General features: G+C 38.4%; 9 protein-coding genes. All 9 read left to right on the top strand.

Translation table 11 applies throughout. The annotated features are described in order from the left end of the window. Positions 1-8: 8 nt before the first annotated feature. The 9 genes from BSAG_RS09155 (at position 9) to BSAG_RS09115 (ending at position 16,129) form a co-directional block, all read left to right on the top strand. Positions 9-1,235: an FtsX-like permease family protein gene (locus BSAG_RS09155; RefSeq protein WP_004317154.1), complete on the top strand. Its 1,227-nt coding sequence runs from the start codon at positions 9-11 to the stop codon at positions 1,233-1,235. Positions 1,236-1,380: 145 nt separating this feature from the next. Beyond that, a complete protein-coding gene (locus BSAG_RS09150) occupies positions 1,381-1,932 on the top strand; it encodes an RNA polymerase sigma factor (RefSeq protein ID WP_004317155.1) in 552 nt (183 codons plus the stop codon). Between the two features lie 156 nt (positions 1,933-2,088). Beyond that, complete coding sequence (locus BSAG_RS09145; protein WP_004317156.1) at positions 2,089-3,204, top strand: FecR family protein; 1,116 nt, start codon at positions 2,089-2,091, stop codon at positions 3,202-3,204. 151 nt (positions 3,205-3,355) lie between these two features. Then, positions 3,356-6,745, top strand: coding sequence for a TonB-dependent receptor (locus tag BSAG_RS09140; protein WP_008770558.1), 3,390 nt, complete (start codon positions 3,356-3,358; stop codon positions 6,743-6,745). 11 nt (positions 6,746-6,756) lie between these two features. After that, positions 6,757-8,703: a RagB/SusD family nutrient uptake outer membrane protein gene (locus BSAG_RS09135; protein ID WP_004317159.1), complete on the top strand. Its 1,947-nt coding sequence runs from the start codon at positions 6,757-6,759 to the stop codon at positions 8,701-8,703. Positions 8,704-8,735: 32 nt separating this feature from the next. Further along, complete coding sequence (locus tag BSAG_RS09130; protein ID WP_008770559.1) at positions 8,736-10,376, top strand: SusE domain-containing protein; 1,641 nt, start codon at positions 8,736-8,738, stop codon at positions 10,374-10,376. A 98-nt stretch (positions 10,377-10,474) separates the two neighbouring features. Beyond that, entirely contained in the window at positions 10,475-12,037 is a 1,563-nt protein-coding gene (locus BSAG_RS09125; RefSeq protein WP_004317161.1) for a hypothetical protein, read from the top strand. Between the two features lie 11 nt (positions 12,038-12,048). Next, a complete protein-coding gene (locus BSAG_RS09120; RefSeq protein WP_004317162.1) occupies positions 12,049-13,698 on the top strand; it encodes a hypothetical protein in 1,650 nt (549 codons plus the stop codon). A gap of 223 nt (positions 13,699-13,921) precedes the next feature. Continuing rightward, on the top strand, positions 13,922-16,129 hold the full coding sequence (locus tag BSAG_RS09115) for a glycoside hydrolase family 3 N-terminal domain-containing protein (protein ID WP_008770560.1): 2,208 nt from the start codon (positions 13,922-13,924) through the stop codon (positions 16,127-16,129). Positions 16,130-16,152: the final 23 nt, after the last annotated feature.

Consider the following 16,152-nt stretch of genomic DNA (forward strand, 5'->3'; position numbering starts at 1 on the left):
TTGCAGAGGTGAACTTCCCTTTTTATATAGCCAGGCGTTATCTTTTTTCAAAGAAAAAGCATAATGCTATTAATATCATATCCGGCATTTCCGTATGTGGGGTGGCTCTTGCTACACTTGCTTTGGTTTGCACTCTTTCTGTTTTTAATGGTTTTCAGGATATGGTGGCCAGCTTTTTTACGGCTTTTGATCCGCAGTTGAAAATTACGGTCCGTGAAGGAAAAGTCTTTGATGCACAAGATGAACGGATTCGTACTGTTTGTGCGCTTCCTGAAGTGGAGGTGTTTACAGAGACGCTCGAAGAGAATGCAATGGTGCAATACAAGGACCGTCAGGCTATGGTTGTACTAAAAGGGGTGGAGGATAATTTTGAAGAACTGACGGCCATAGACAGCATACTTTATGGCGCGGGAGAATTCGTTCTTCATGATTCGATCGTGAATTATGGCGTCATGGGAGTGGAATTGGTTGCGACTTTGGGAACTGGTTTGGAGTTTGTCGATCCTCTTCAGGTATATCTTCCCAAGCGAAATTCCAAAGTGAATATGGCAAATCCCGGCGCTTCTTTTAACCGTGATTATCTGTATTCTCCAGGTGTCGTATTTGTGGTGAATCAGCAAGAATATGATGGAAAATATATTCTGACTTCTCTTGGTTTTCTTCGTCAGCTTCTAGATTATACTACAGAAGTCTCTGCGATGGAATTGAAATTAAAGCCTAATGTAAATACTTCATCGGTACAATCTAAAATAGAAAACATACTAGGTGATGATTTTGTTGTTCAGAATCGTTATCAACAGCAGGCAGATGTTTTCCGTATTATGGAGATAGAGAAACTAATCTCTTATTTGTTCCTCACTTTTATTTTAATGATAGCCTGTTTTAATGTGATAGGCTCCCTTTCTATGTTGATCTTGGATAAGAAGGATGATGTAGTAACTTTGCGGAGTCTTGGAGCTAGTGATAAACTCATCTCCCGAATATTCCTCTTTGAAGGACGTCTCATTTCTCTTTTTGGCGCTATTTCCGGTATTGTCCTGGGCTTAATCCTATGTTTTATCCAACAGAAATTCGGTATAATTTCATTGGGAGGCGGTGGTGGTACTTTTGTTGTAGATGCCTATCCTGTCAGCGTTCACGCTTGGGATGTCGTATTAATCTTTATCACAGTTTTAGCCGTTGGTTTTCTCTCCGTATGGTATCCTGTACGTTATCTAAGTAAGAGACTTTTATAGTTAAATGGTAATGTTTTTATTATAGTCATTTTTCTATAATTGATAACTTTTAATTCCTTTTTATGGTGTTTTATTTTCGTAATTGATACGATACTGCTATATTTGGCTCAATTTTGTTAATTGGAAATAATCTATAAATACTTCTGTGAAACTTGAGAATAATGAAATATGTAGAATAGTAGACGGCGATGAAATTGCTTTCAATCGTTTTATGGAGCATTATTCTTCGCGTTTATATCACTATACATTTGCGCTACTTGGCCAGAAGGAGTCAGCTGAAGAGATTGTGAGTGATGTTTTTTTTGAAGTTTGGAAAAATAGAAAAGGTCTGGCTGAAATTGGCAATATGAATGCTTGGATCCAGACAATCACCTATCGAAAAGCGATTTCTTTTTTGAGGAAGGAAACTGGAAAGTATGAATTATCATTTGATGATATCGAAGATTTTATTTTTGAGCCGGTTCAATCTCCAGCCGAGGAGATGATTAGTAAAGAAGAAATGGCTAAAATTAATGACGCCATTCAACAACTTCCTCCCAAGTGTAAACATGTCTTTTTCTTAGCAAAAATAGACGGACTTCCCTATAAAGATATCGCAGATATGTTGAACATATCAGTGAAGACTATCAATAACCATATTGCTTTTGCGTTAGATGAAATTGCTAAAAGATTGAATATGAAATCTCGCAAGAGCTAAGTTTTTTACTCTCCTGCATTATTAATGCCTTATTTTTTCACATAGCTAATCCCACTTTTATTTGTTTTCTAAGAAAAATGAAAAAAAATCATTTTTGACTAGGAGATTTTTTTTTTAGTTGCGTCTTTATCTATAGAACAACATTAAAAAAGGATTATGAGCTTGAAAGAATACCATCGTCTCGCAGATTTATTTAGTAATTTGAATTCTCAAGAAAATATTGAGGATGATTTTACTTCTATGCCTGATGCTGAGAAGTTGAAATTCTTTTGGGAAAATTGTGCGCAGGAAAAGATTGATCCATCTTCTATCATAGAGAAGACTCAACGAAAGATGCGAAAAGATGCTATGAAGCGCAGAAAGAAATATTTTTTAGTTGCTTCAGCTTCTATTGCTGCTTCCTTTTTGATTTGCATTTCAACTATTTATTTTTTGAATCAGAATGGAAGTGTTAATTTAGACTTTCAGGCTATTGCTAAGGAAATGGATAGCCAATCTGTTGAGGAAGTGACTCTTATTACTTCCAAGGAACAGCTTAATTTGGATGAAGATGTTTTCATTAAGTATTCGAAAGAGGGGAAAGTTGCTGTCAATTCACAAGTGATAAAAGAGAAAGAAGAGAAAACCAAAGAGGAACAAGAATATAATCAGCTACTTGTTCCTGCGGGGAAAAGGGCTAGAGTAGAATTGTCTGATGGGACTCGGCTGGTCGTTAATTCCCAGTCAAAAGTGATTTATCCTCGTTGTTTTAAAGGAGACATTCGTAAAATCTATGCCCAAGGAGAAGTTTTCCTGGAAGTTGCGCATGATAAGAAACATCCTTTTATAGTGGAGTCTGATGATTTTAAACTGCAAGTGTTAGGAACGAAGTTCAATATCTCGAATTATAAAGGAGGAACAACTAATATTGTATTGGTGGAAGGTGCGGTAGAAGTTACTGATAAGAATGAAAAGAAAGCACGTTTGAATCCTAATGATCTGTTGAATATAGCAAATGGTACAATTGCTTATCAGAAGCAAGTTGATGTAGCAGAGTATATTAGTTGGGTAGAGGGGATCATGTTATTGAATGGTAATGATTTGTCGCAGATCATTCAAAGACTAAGCATCTACTATGGTATATCTATTCAATGTGAGCCAATTATTGGTAAAGAAAAAGTGTATGGGAAATTAGATTTGAAAGATGATATAGACGAGGTGATTGAATGTATTCAGCAAACCCTGCCATTCACGATCGAAAAAAGTGATACTAGTATATATTTAAATAAATAATTTTTTTAATTAATCTTTTAATATGTTTGCCTATGAAGAACAGACTGCCATTATGACAAAAAAAATCGGATAAATATTGCCGTATTTACCCGATAGTAATTCCCTAGTTAAATCAATAAATCCAAAATTGTTAACCTAAAAAGAAATTTTTATGGTAAAGAAAACTATTTTTTTACACTTAAAGAAAAGACTTAAGCTTTTTTGCATTATAAACGTCTTTTTTATGATTCCATTCTCTTCATTCGGTACTAATTCTATTAGTTGGAATTCCGAAGAAGATTTATTCTCAGTACAGTATGAGAATGTTACAGTTAAAGATATTTTAGATTATATCGAAAAACATAGTAAGTATATTTTTATTTACTCTGCTAATGTTCAGAAAAATCTGAATAACAAAGTCTCCATTTCAGTTTCCAATAAGAAAATAGATGCTGTATTAAAAGAGTTGTTCTCAGAGACAGGACTGAATTATAAGATGTCGGGAAGACAAATTACTATTTCGGTGCCAGAAGCTCCTAAAGTACAGCAAACTATACAACAAAAGGGTATTAAGGTAACAGGTAACGTTTCAGATGAAAAAGGTGAGCCTTTGATTGGTGTAACAATCATTTTGAAAAATGATTCCACAGTGCATGCATTGACAGACATGAATGGTAATTATAGTATTATTGTTCCTGAAAGAAAATCTGTGCTTTCTTTCCGTTATATTGGTTTTGTTCCTAAAGAAGAGGTTGTTAATAACCGGAAGGTTGTTAATGTACAAATGGTAGAAGATGTTGGTCAATTAGATGAGGTTGTAGTGGTTGCCTATGGCGCACAAAAGAAAGAGTCTGTTGTTGGTTCTATCACAACGATTGAACCTGCTAAGTTAAAGGTTTCTACTACTCGTTCAATAAGTAATAATCTGGCTGGTACAGTTGCCGGTGTATTAGCTGTGCAACGTTCTGGTGAACCGGGATATGATAATTCTTCTTTCTGGATTCGTGGTATTAGTACATTCCAGGATGCCGGACAAAACCCATTGGTTTTGATTGATGGTATAGAACGCGATTTGAATAATATTGATCCTGAAGAGATAGAATCTTTTTCTGTGTTGAAAGATGCTGCTGCAAGTGCTGTTTATGGAGTGCGGGGAGCTAATGGTGTTATTTTAATTAATACAAAACGCGGACAAGTTGGTAAACCTCGTGTGACTGTGAAGGCTGAATTTGCAGCTACACAGCCAGTTAAACTTCCCGAGTATTTGGGTGCGGCAGATTATATGCAGGTTTTGGATGATATCTTGATGGATACAGGACAACAGCCTAAATATACAGATCGTATTGCAAAAACTCGTGCAGGTTATGACCCTGATTTATATCCGGACGTGAATTGGATGGATGCAATTGCAAATGATTATGCTTCGAATCAGCGTGTAACAGTAGATATTTCTGGTGGTACAGAGACATTACGTTATTCTTTTGTTGCTGCTGCCTATAATGAACGTGGTATTTTGAAACGTGATAAAAGCTATGATTGGGATCCTACTATTAAATTGCAACGTTATAACGTTCGTTCTAATGTGGATTTGAAATTAAGTCCTACTACGCAATTACGTTTTAATATTGGTGGATATTTGCAAGATAGAAATTCTACAACGAAAGATATATCTCAAATTTTCCAGAAAGCGTTCGTTGCTGTACCTCATGCTTTCCCTGCACAGTATTCCAGTGGACAGATACCGACAACAGAGGAGCCAAACGTTTGGGCATGGGCTACTCAAAGTGGATATAAAAGAAGAAGTGACAGTAAGATTGAAACACTGTTTTCTGTAGAACAAGATTTGAAATTCTTACTTCCGGGATTGAAAGTAAAAGGTACATTCTCATTTGACAGGTTTTCTTCAGGTACTGTTTCTCGTGGAAAGACACCGGATTATTATGTACCTGCTACAGGACGTGATGATGAAGGTAATTTGATTATAGCATCAAAATCCAATGGTACTAATTTCCTGGATTACTCAAAAAGCGGTGACTATGGAAATAAGAGCGTATATATGGAAGCAACTTTGTCTTATGACCGTACATTCGCAGAGAAACATTCCGTTGCTGCAATGTTATTGTTTAATCGTCGTAATTATGATGATGGAAGCAAGTTGCCTTACCGTAATCAGGGATTGGCAGGACGTGCATCTTATACCTATTCGGGTAAATATGTAGGTGAATTTAATTTTGGCTATAATGGCTCTGAAAATTTTGCCAAAGGTAAACGTTATGGCTTTTTCCCTTCAGGAGCAATTGGCTGGATTGTATCGGAAGAGGCATTTATGCAACCATTGCGTAAGGTCATATCTAAATTGAAATTGCGTGCGTCTTATGGTCAGGTAGGTAATGCTAATTTAGGTGGACGCCGTTTTGCGTACCTTTCTACAATTACCGATGACTATGATACATTAAACATGTATAAATGGGGATTGGATAGTAGTTATGGTTTAACTGGTATGGCGGAAGGTGAGTTTGCTGTACAAGATTTGACGTGGGAGATTGTTAATAAGATGAATTTGGGGGTTGAGCTAGGTTTCCTGAATGGTATGATTGATTTGCAATTAGATTATTTCGACGAACGCCGTAAAGATATATTTATGCCACGTGAGTCTGTTCCGATGACGGCTGGATTTATGAAGCAGCCTTGGAAGAATTTTGGAAAAGTGACTAATCAGGGTGTAGAAGTTTCCTTAAATGTTAATAAACAGTTTGGCAAAGACTTATTTGTCAGCTTAATGGGAACATTTACCTATGCTCATAATGAAATAACAGAAAAGGATGAACCTAGTGCAGTAGTTGGTACTAACCGTGCTGAAACAGGACATCCGGTAGGGCAATTAACTGGCTATATAGCAGAAGGTTTGTTTACAGAAGACGATTTTGAAGACGTAAGTACAGGTAAACTGAAAGAAGGAATTCCGACTCAAAGTTTTGTAAGCAAACTCCGCCCGGGAGATATCAGATACAGGGATGTCAATGGTGATGGTAAAGTGGACGTATTTGATAAATCTCCAATCGGAGGAACAAAAGATCCAGAGATAGTATATGGCTTTGGACTGAATATGAAATATAAGAATTTAGATTTTGGAGCTCTCTTTCAAGGAATAGGTCGTAGTTGGAATATTTTAGGATCAAGCATTATTCCGGGTGCCAATAGAGGAGTGACAGGCAATATGTTTACTAATGCAAATGATCGTTGGACTGTAGACAACCCAAGTCAGAACGTATTTTATCCGCGATTGGATGACGGTATAAATAGTAATAATAACCAACCATCTACATGGTGGCTGCGGAATATGAGTTTTTTACGTTTAAAAAACATTGAACTTGGTTATTCCTTACCAAAGAATTTGTGGAGAAATACTACAGTTATATCAGGCATTCGTCTTTTCGTGAGAGGAACAAATCTTTTGACATTCTCAAAATTTGATTTGTGGGATCCGGAAGTCGAAAATACTACAGGGGCTGCGTACCCAATTATGAAATCGTTATCTGCAGGTTTTGAAATTAAATTCTAATAATAGCGCATATGAAAAATAGCATATTAAAATTTATAGTACTAAGTATTATTACGACATTTACTTTTTCTTCTTGTTCTGATTATCTGGATAAGCAACCGGATGACCAGTTGGATTTAGAATCAGTATTTGAGAATAAAAAGAATATGGAACGTTGGCTGGCATATGTTTATCGCGGCCTGCCCGAATATTATACTTATGATGGTCCCGATGCCATAGCTGATGAACTGATTCCTTCAGTTGGTTGGGAAGCGCAAGGATTTAAAGCCATTCAATATCAAAAAGGTAACTGGACAGCAGACAATCCCGGGGTAATTGCTTATTGGAATACTTATCCCAAATATATTCGTTCTGCTTATTTGTTTATAAAACATGCTCACCCATTGGAGGCTGTACCGGCTGAAGAAGTAGACTTTATGAAAGCTGAATGCCGTTTCTTTATAGCTTATTATAATTCTATGATGGCTATAGCTTATGGTTCAGTTCCTATTATTCGCGAGGCTAGTGAAAGTACTTCGGCTGATGATCTGATGTTGAAACAAGAGCCGTTTTATAATGTAATTGATTGGGCGGATCAAGAAATGCTGGAAGCTTCAAAACAATTGCCTGCCACTCAAACTGAAGATAAGAAATATGGCCGTGTGACTTCTGTTGGATGTTTGGCAATGCGTGCGCGTATGTTATTATTTGCTGCAAGTGACTTGGTGAATGGTAATCCTGCATTGGCGAATATAAAAAACATTGATGGAACTCCTATCTTTAATTCTGCACATGATCCGGAACGATGGAAAAGAGCAGTAGATGCTTGTAAACTGGTTATCGATGAGGCGGAAGCCGCTGGCTATCATTTGCATTATGAATATTTGGATAACGGTGATATTGATCCTTTTCTTTCTTATCAGAATGCAGTGATGAAGAGATGGAACGAAGCTAACAGAGAATTACTGTTTGTTCGCACAATGGATTCCGGTGGATGGTATGATAAAAACTGTATTCCACGTGGTTTGGGTATTAATGGAGTGGGAGCGATCGGAATAACTCAATCTTTGGTTGATGCTTTTTTCATGAGAAATGGTCAAAGACCTATTATAGGCTATAATTCGGATGGTTCTCCTAAAGTTAACCCTGATGCTAATTATTCAGAGACAGGCTTTAGTACGCAAAAAGAGACTTATTCTACAAAGTGGCAGTATGGGTCTTCAGAAGGAGATCGTAATAAAGATGAAAATGTAGTTGTAGATGCCAATACCTATAAAATGTATTGTGACCGCGAACCTCGTTTTTATATTTCAGTACTGCATAACGAACAATGGCATATTGGTGGTAAGAGAAATACAGATTTCTATATGGATGGTAAAGACGGTGGTCCTTCTCATGACGCTCCATGGAGCGGCTATCTGGTACGTAAGAGAGTAGATCCATCTGCAAATCCCAAAGAAGGTAGTGGAGATTATAAAAACCGTCATGGTGCATTATGTCGTTTAGCAGAGATCTATTTAAGTTATGCTGAGGCGTTGAATGAATATAGCATTGAGAAGGGCACTTATACTGCCAATCAAAAAGAGATTCTGAAATATGTCAATTTGATTCGTGAGCGTGCGGGTATTCCCGAATATAGTGTTTCAGCTGAAGAAGGCAAGATAACAGCCCCATCAGATCCTGTAGAAATGCGCGAGTTAATTCGTCAAGAAAGGCGTGTGGAATTGAATTGTGAATCTGGACTTCGTTTTAATGATCTGCGTCGCTGGAAATTAGCCGAGAAAGTATTGGATGGTGATTTTTATGGCATGAATGCTTATATTAAAGTATCCGATGCGGACTATAGAAATAAATATTATACTCGTACAGTATATCAGACACGTAAGTTTATAAGCTATTGGTGGCCTATTCCACAGGACGATATTGATAAGAATTGGAATTTGGTACAAACTCCTGACTGGACCGTCGGAAACCAATAAATAGTTATAATATTAATATATTGAATATAGATATGAAAAACGGATATATATTTAAGAAGAACCTTTTACGGTTCTTCTTCCTGACACTTGCTTCGTGTTTCATAGTAGCATGCAATGATGATGACGATGCTACTAATTCGCTCGACAATCGTACAAGTTTAGTTCTTACTCCTTCTGATTATGAAATAGAACTCAAGGAAGATACCCCGGATGAGGTTGCATTGACGTTAAACTGGACGGAAGCTGACCCAATAGGCTCTGACTATTATATTTCCTATCTTTATAAAATGGATCTGGAAAATAACAGTTTTGGAACAAACACAATGATAAGGGAGTATATTGATGATGATTTTTCTAAAAGTTATACTCATAAAGAATTGCAGAGTTTATTGGTGTCAAAGTGGAAGCAGCAGCCTGGTGATTTAGTAAAGTTACAAGCCCGTATTATCGGTTCTGTAGAAGGACCTAAGTTTGTAAAACCGGAAGTTTCTACAGTTACTATAAAAGTAAAGATGTATTCTGAAAAGACTTTTGTAGCAGACCATCTTTATATGTCAGGCACAGCTGTTGATGGTGAAGATCTTGAAATCTTGCCAATGGAAAGTCAGCCGAAGCGTTATGTTTCCATTTGTGACTTGAAGGCAGGTAATCTTCACTTCCCGATTGTTTGGAAAGATGAAAATAAGATTAATGCCATCTCACCAGTTGCTGCAGAACAACAGATTACTGATGGAGCAATGGAAGCTAAAATTAAGGGGATAGATAATGCTGGATATTGGGTGATTCCTGAAGATGGGCAGTATCGTGTAGTGGTAGATTTTGAAACACGTACCGTTACTATAGGTTTGGCTAGTAATTTTATAGAAGCTGATAAAATCTATATTGCCGGAACTTGTGTTAGTGCAGATGTAGAGATGACTCGCACGATAGAAGATGAAAATCAATATGCGTTCCATGCAGAACTGCAACCTGGTACTATTTATTTCCCGATCTTGTTTAATGGACAGAAAGATATGGCTATTGCTCCCGAAGAATCGGGCGATTTTACAGATGGTACAGCAATGAATATCTCGACAATGAGTCCGGAAGCAGCTGCACTTGCTTATCATTGGAATATCAAGACTGCGGGTGTCTATCGTGTTGTGATTAACATAAATACTAAAAAGGTTACGATTTACTCCCCCGAAACAGATCCTAAACCAATGGTTGTTTCGTGGACATGGAATAATAATACGATGACTACCACTATTGAAAGAGTCTTTATTTGGGGACCATACGATGGATGGGCTAAAGATGGCACTGGTGATACAGGATTCACTATGGCTCATTCTATGACACCTAGTTTGGCAAATCCTTATTTGTTTATATACAAAGGAGCGGAGTTACCCAGAAAGAATTCCATTAAAGACAAAGATGGAAATGCACATCCGGGTGGATTGAACTTTAAAGTCGGACCGCAAAGTGCAGGTTGCTATACCTTTGGTTCAACAGCAGATGCCATCAGAGGATCTTATGACGGTTGCCTTGATATTGCAGAGAGTGACTACAATCAGAAACAGACTGTAGTCGGAGGGCAATCTCACAACCGCTATGCCTTCTTTAGTGTACCTGTAGGAGTTAATTACATAGAATTAGATATTAAAGAACTGACAGTCTTCTTTGATAAGAGATAATCAAGCAGGATAAAATTAAGAGTGCTATATCAATCTCGTGATTTTTATATGAATAAAGAGAACAATGATATAGCACTCTTTAAAAAACAATTAGTAGTATGGTTATAAGAAAGATTAGTTATTATAGAGTAATTGTGTCTCTTTGTCTGTTTATGTTCCTTTTATCTCCTGTTTTCGGAGACGAGAATTCAGCCGTTTCATTTGATAAGGAACTACCGGAGAATAACATAGTTACGATTCAGCCTGATTCTTTGCGTATTCTTCATAACCCGCTTACAGGATGGGTGCTCTATGCAAGTATGGGAGTGGATGCTGCAGATTTTTGGGCACAGTATGACCATATGTATATTCCTGAACTAGGACACAATGTTAGTGTGACAGATTATGCTCATACGCTTTATATTCGCGCTAGTTGGACAGATTTTAATCCACAGGAAGATGTATATGGTTGGAAAATTGATTCTAATTTAAGAGCATATATTGAAGGAGCTTATCAGCGGAATATGCGTTTGGCATTTCGTGTTGTAGTTGACAGTCGTGATAAGAGAACAGAATTTACTCCTCAATTTGTAAAAGATGCCGGTGCAAAAGGATTTATGAATAAAGGTAAATGGTCACCTTATTCTGACGATCCTGTTTTTCAGAAGTACTATACTAAATTTGTGAAGGCTCTGGCTAAAGATTTCAACGATCCTTCGAAAGTTGAATTTATAGATGGATTCGGACTTGGGAAATGGGGAGAATATCATACAATGATTTATTCAACAGGTGATGATACTCCAAAGAAAGCAGTTTTCGATTGGGTGACAGATATATATTCTCAAGCTTTTGATAAAGTTCCAGTAGTAATTAACTACCATAGATGGATTGGTGCGGGAAAAGATTGGGTAGATGATGAACATTTTGCTGCTGACAGTGAAGAAATGTTGGAAGAAGCAATCAAGAAAGGATATTCATTGCGTCATGATGCATTTGGCATGACAACCTATTATGGCAGTTGGGAGCGTAGGTTCGCAAAAAAATATCGTAATATCTGCCCCATTATTATGGAAGGTGGCTGGATTGTCAAATCACATAGTTATTGGCAGGATCCTAGAGGATATCGTAAGGATTCACACGAGGACGTAAGACGCGGTGAGTTTGATGACAGCAAAGAGGCACATGTCAATATGATGGATTTCCGTTTTGGCGATACAGAGTCTTGGTTTAAAGATGCTTTTGATTTAGTACGCCGATTCCTTCGGGAAGGCGGGTATAGGCTCTACCCCAGTGAGATCTCTTTACCGTTAGAAGTCTCTAAAAAAACAACTCCGACTATTAAACATTGCTGGAACAATATGGGATGGGGGTACTGTCCTACTAATATTCCGCAATGGAATCAAAAATATAAAGTAGCTTTCGCTTTGCTCGATTCTGAAACGAATGAGGTGCGATATACATTTGTGGATACGAATACAGATTTATCCAAGTGGATAAAAGGAAGTCCCGCTGAATATGTATTTGAGCCGGATATGTCCAAAGTTGAAACGGGTACTTATGTTTGGGCTGTGGGCCTGGTTGACCGGAGTAATAAAGATCTCATAGGGCTGGACATTGCCGCCAAAGGGGATATATTGGATTCGGGCTGGTTAAAATTGTCGAAAGTAAGCATAAAAAAATAAGAGCTATAGGTATGAAGATTAATTTTCAAAATATGTGCAGTTTGAGAAAAATAAGTTGTGGGCTTATTTTTTCTATGGCTATATCATTAGTCGCTTGCGGTAGTGATAATGATGAAGAAGGAGGTGGTAATGGTGATGATGGTTTGGTAGAAGATACTTCTATTCCTGGAAACAGCATTGTTACGGTAAAGCAGAATCGAAATATCATTTTGCATAATCCTCTTTCCGGATGGGTATTATATGCGGGTATTGGTGATGGTTTATCTTCCACATTCTGGCAGGATTATGATAATTTCCCGTCATCGGAAGGCACTGTAAAGGTCTCTGATTATGCAAATACCTTATACCTTCGTGGTGCCTGGGCTGATTTTAATCCTGAAGAAGGAAAATATGCATGGAACTCCGATTGTGATACCCCTTCGGCTAAGCGACTGAAGATGTTGATAGAGGGAGCTAAGCAAAGAAATATGAAATTGGCCTTTACTTTTGTGGTGGATAGCCGTGATAAGCACTATAATTTTACTCCGAATTTTGTAAAAGAGGCTGGCGCGAAAGGATATGAAACACAAACAGGTTCAGTAAAAGTATGGTCTCCCTATCCGGATGATCCTATTTTCCAGAAATATTATGAGAAATTTATCAGGGCTTTGGCTAAGGATTTTAATGATCCCGACAAAGTACAGTTTGTAAGTGGTTCAGGATTTGGAAAATGGGGAGAGTATCATAGTGTATGGTACTATCAGGTGCGTGAGTTGGGAAAACCGGAGCTGCCGACTCGTGAGGCTGTTTTCGATTGGGTGACAGATTTATATTCTCAAGTATTTGATAAAGTTCCTGTGTTTGTAAATTATCATCGTTGGATAGGTACAAGTAAAGAATGGGATGGCAATAACTATGATAAAGATACTGAAAGATTAATAGGAAAAGCAGTAGCTAAAGGATATTCATTACGTCACGATGCGTTTGGTATGAAAACTTATTATTCTACTTGGGAACGCAATTTTATAGCCAAGTGGAAGTATCTCGTTCCTGTAGTAATGGAAGGTGGCTGGGTGAAAAATTCTCATGGAAACTCGATTCAGGGAGATGGATATGCCAATTATGCAGAAGTACGTCAGGGTGAGTTTGATGAGGCTAAAACAGCCTGCGTCAATATGATGGATTTACGCTATAATTCAGACTTTCGCAATGGAGAAACTTATTCATGGTTTAATGAAGCTTTCCAATTAGTTAAACAATTCTGTACAGAAGGAAGCTACCGTTTATTTCCGGACAGAATTTCTTTGCCTACAACTATCTCTAATGGTAAACAGATTGAAATAGCGCACCGTTGGAATAATTTTGGTTGGGGATATTGTCCGACGAATATTCCCCAGTGGAAGAATAAATATAAAGTGGCTTTTGCTTTATTGGACATCAAGAATGATAAACCGAAGTATGTATTTGTTGATGGAGAACCGGAAGCTTGTGATTGGGTGAAAGGTACGGCTAAATCATATACGTTTACAACCCGGGTTGAAGGCGTGGAGGCAGGTAAATACATGTGGGCTGTTGGTATTGTTGACACGGCAAAGCAGAATGAGATTGGAATTCACCTTGCTGTGAAGAACAATGTAACATCTGCCGGATGGTTGAAATTATTTGAAGTTACCGCTCGGTAAGTCATAGTCAATTGCTACGAGATACATTAATTGTTGGAAATGAATGTATTGGCAGGTCATAGTTCTCCGGTTCGTTGGGCATATATCTCCAATGAACTGATTGTAAGTATCTGGTACTTAGCTAAATGATAAGTGCATGGAATGGCTGGAATAAGTATCTGCTTACGTATTGCCTGATATACATCTGAAAACTAGAAATAATAATTAACTGACGAAAACATTGATGAGAAAAAAAGTTTTGATTTTGGGATTGTGCCTATTGGGAGTCACACATTCTCTTTCGTCAAAAGATAAAAAGAGTATTCCTTTGTATAAGGATGCCAAAGCTCCAATTGAAAAACGTATTGATGATTTAATATCGCGTATGACATTGGAGGAAAAGGTTTTGCAGCTAAACCAATATACATTGGGACGAAATAACAATGTGAATAATGTTGGCGAAGAAGTGAAAAAAGTACCGTCAGAGATTGGTTCTTTGATTTACTTTGATATAAATCCAGAGTTGCGTAATAGTATGCAGAAAAAAGCGATGGAAGAATCTCGTTTGGGCATTCCCATCATTTTTGGCTACGATGCTATTCATGGTTTTCGCACCATATATCCTATTTCGTTGGGGCAGGCCTGTTCATGGAATCCGGGATTGGTAGAACAGGCATGTGCGGTATCTGCACAAGAAGCCCGCATGTCTGGGGTTGATTGGACTTTTTCTCCCATGATCGACGTGGCACGTGATCCTCGATGGGGACGTGTAGCCGAAGGATATGGTGAAGATCCTTATACAAATGGAGTGTTTGCCGCTGCTTCGGTGCGTGGGTATCAGGGAGATGATATGTCAGCAGAGAACCGTATGGCTGCTTGTCTGAAACACTATGTAGGTTATGGTGCTTCGGAGGCTGGGCGAGATTATGTTTATACCGAAATTTCAGCTCAAACTCTTTGGGATACTTATCTACTGCCCTATGAGATGGGAGTGAAAGCTGGTGCGCCCACTTTGATGAGTTCTTTCAATGACATCAGTGGAGTACCCGGGTCAGCTAATCCTTATATCATGACCGAGATATTAAAGAAACGTTGGAAACATGACGGGTTCATTGTGTCTGACTGGGGGGCTGTGGAACAGTTAAAGAATCAGGGATTAGCCGCTACAAAGAAAGATGCTGCTCGGTATGCTTTTAATGCGGGGCTTGAAATGGATATGATGTCTCATGCCTACGATCGTCATCTGAAAGAGCTTGTAGAGGAAGGTAAGGTAACAATGGCACAAGTTGACGAATCAGTCCGTCGAGTATTGCGTGTAAAATTCCGTCTGGGTTTGTTCGAACGTCCTTATACTCCGGTTACTAATGAGAAGGATCGTTTTTTCCGTCCGCAAAGTATGGCTGTGGCCGCTCAACTGGCAGCAGAATCAATGGTGTTGTTGAAAAATGACAATCAGATATTACCACTTACAAACAAAAAAAAGATTGCCGTAGTAGGTCCAATGGCAAAAAATGGTTGGGACTTATTGGGTTCCTGGTGCGGACATGGAAAAGATACGGATGTGGAAATGCTCTATGATGGGTTGACTGCCGAGTTTGGAGGAGATGCCGAATTACGTTATGCAATGGGATGCAAACCGCAGGGCAATGACCGTTCAGGTTTTGCTGGCGCATTGGACGTTGCTCGTTGGTCTGATGTAGTCATTGTTTGTTTGGGCGAGATGCTTACCTGGAGTGGTGAGAATGCCTCCCGTTCTACGATTGCTTTGCCACAGATTCAGGAAGAATTGGTGAAAGAGCTAAAGGAGGCTGGTAAACCTGTTATATTGGTACTTTCTAATGGACGTCCCTTGGAGTTAAATCGCATGGAACCTCTTTGTGATGCTATATTGGAGATATGGCAACCGGGAATAAATGGTGCACGTTCAATGGCAGGTATTTTATCAGGACGTATCAACCCTTCCGGTAAACTAGCCATGACGTTCCCTTATTCCACAGGACAAATTCCTATTTATTATAATCGCCGCAAGAGCGGACGCGGACATCAGGGATTTTATAAAGATATAACAAGCGATCCGTTATATCCGTTCGGGCATGGATTAAGTTATACCGAATTTAAGTATGGCACTGTTACCCCTTCTGCTACTAAAGTGAAGCGCGGCGATAAACTGTCGGCAGAAGTGACTGTCACCAACACCGGTTCTCGCGACGGAGCAGAGACTGTTCATTGGTTTATCTCCGATCCTTATTGCTCTATCACCCGTCCGGTGAAAGAACTGAAACACTTTGAGAAACAACTTATCAAAGCCGGCGAAACGAAGACTTTCCGTTTCGACATCGACCTGGAACGTGATTTCGGTTTTGTCAATGAGGATGGTAAACGCTTCCTTGAAGCCGGCGAATATCATATTCTGGTACAAGGACAGACCGTTAAAATAGAACTGATAGACTAAAAATGTAAAGAACAAAAGTGTGT

Source organism: Bacteroides sp. D1, from assembly GCF_000157095.2.
GTDB classification, from domain to species: Bacteria; Bacteroidota; Bacteroidia; order Bacteroidales; family Bacteroidaceae; genus Bacteroides; species Bacteroides xylanisolvens.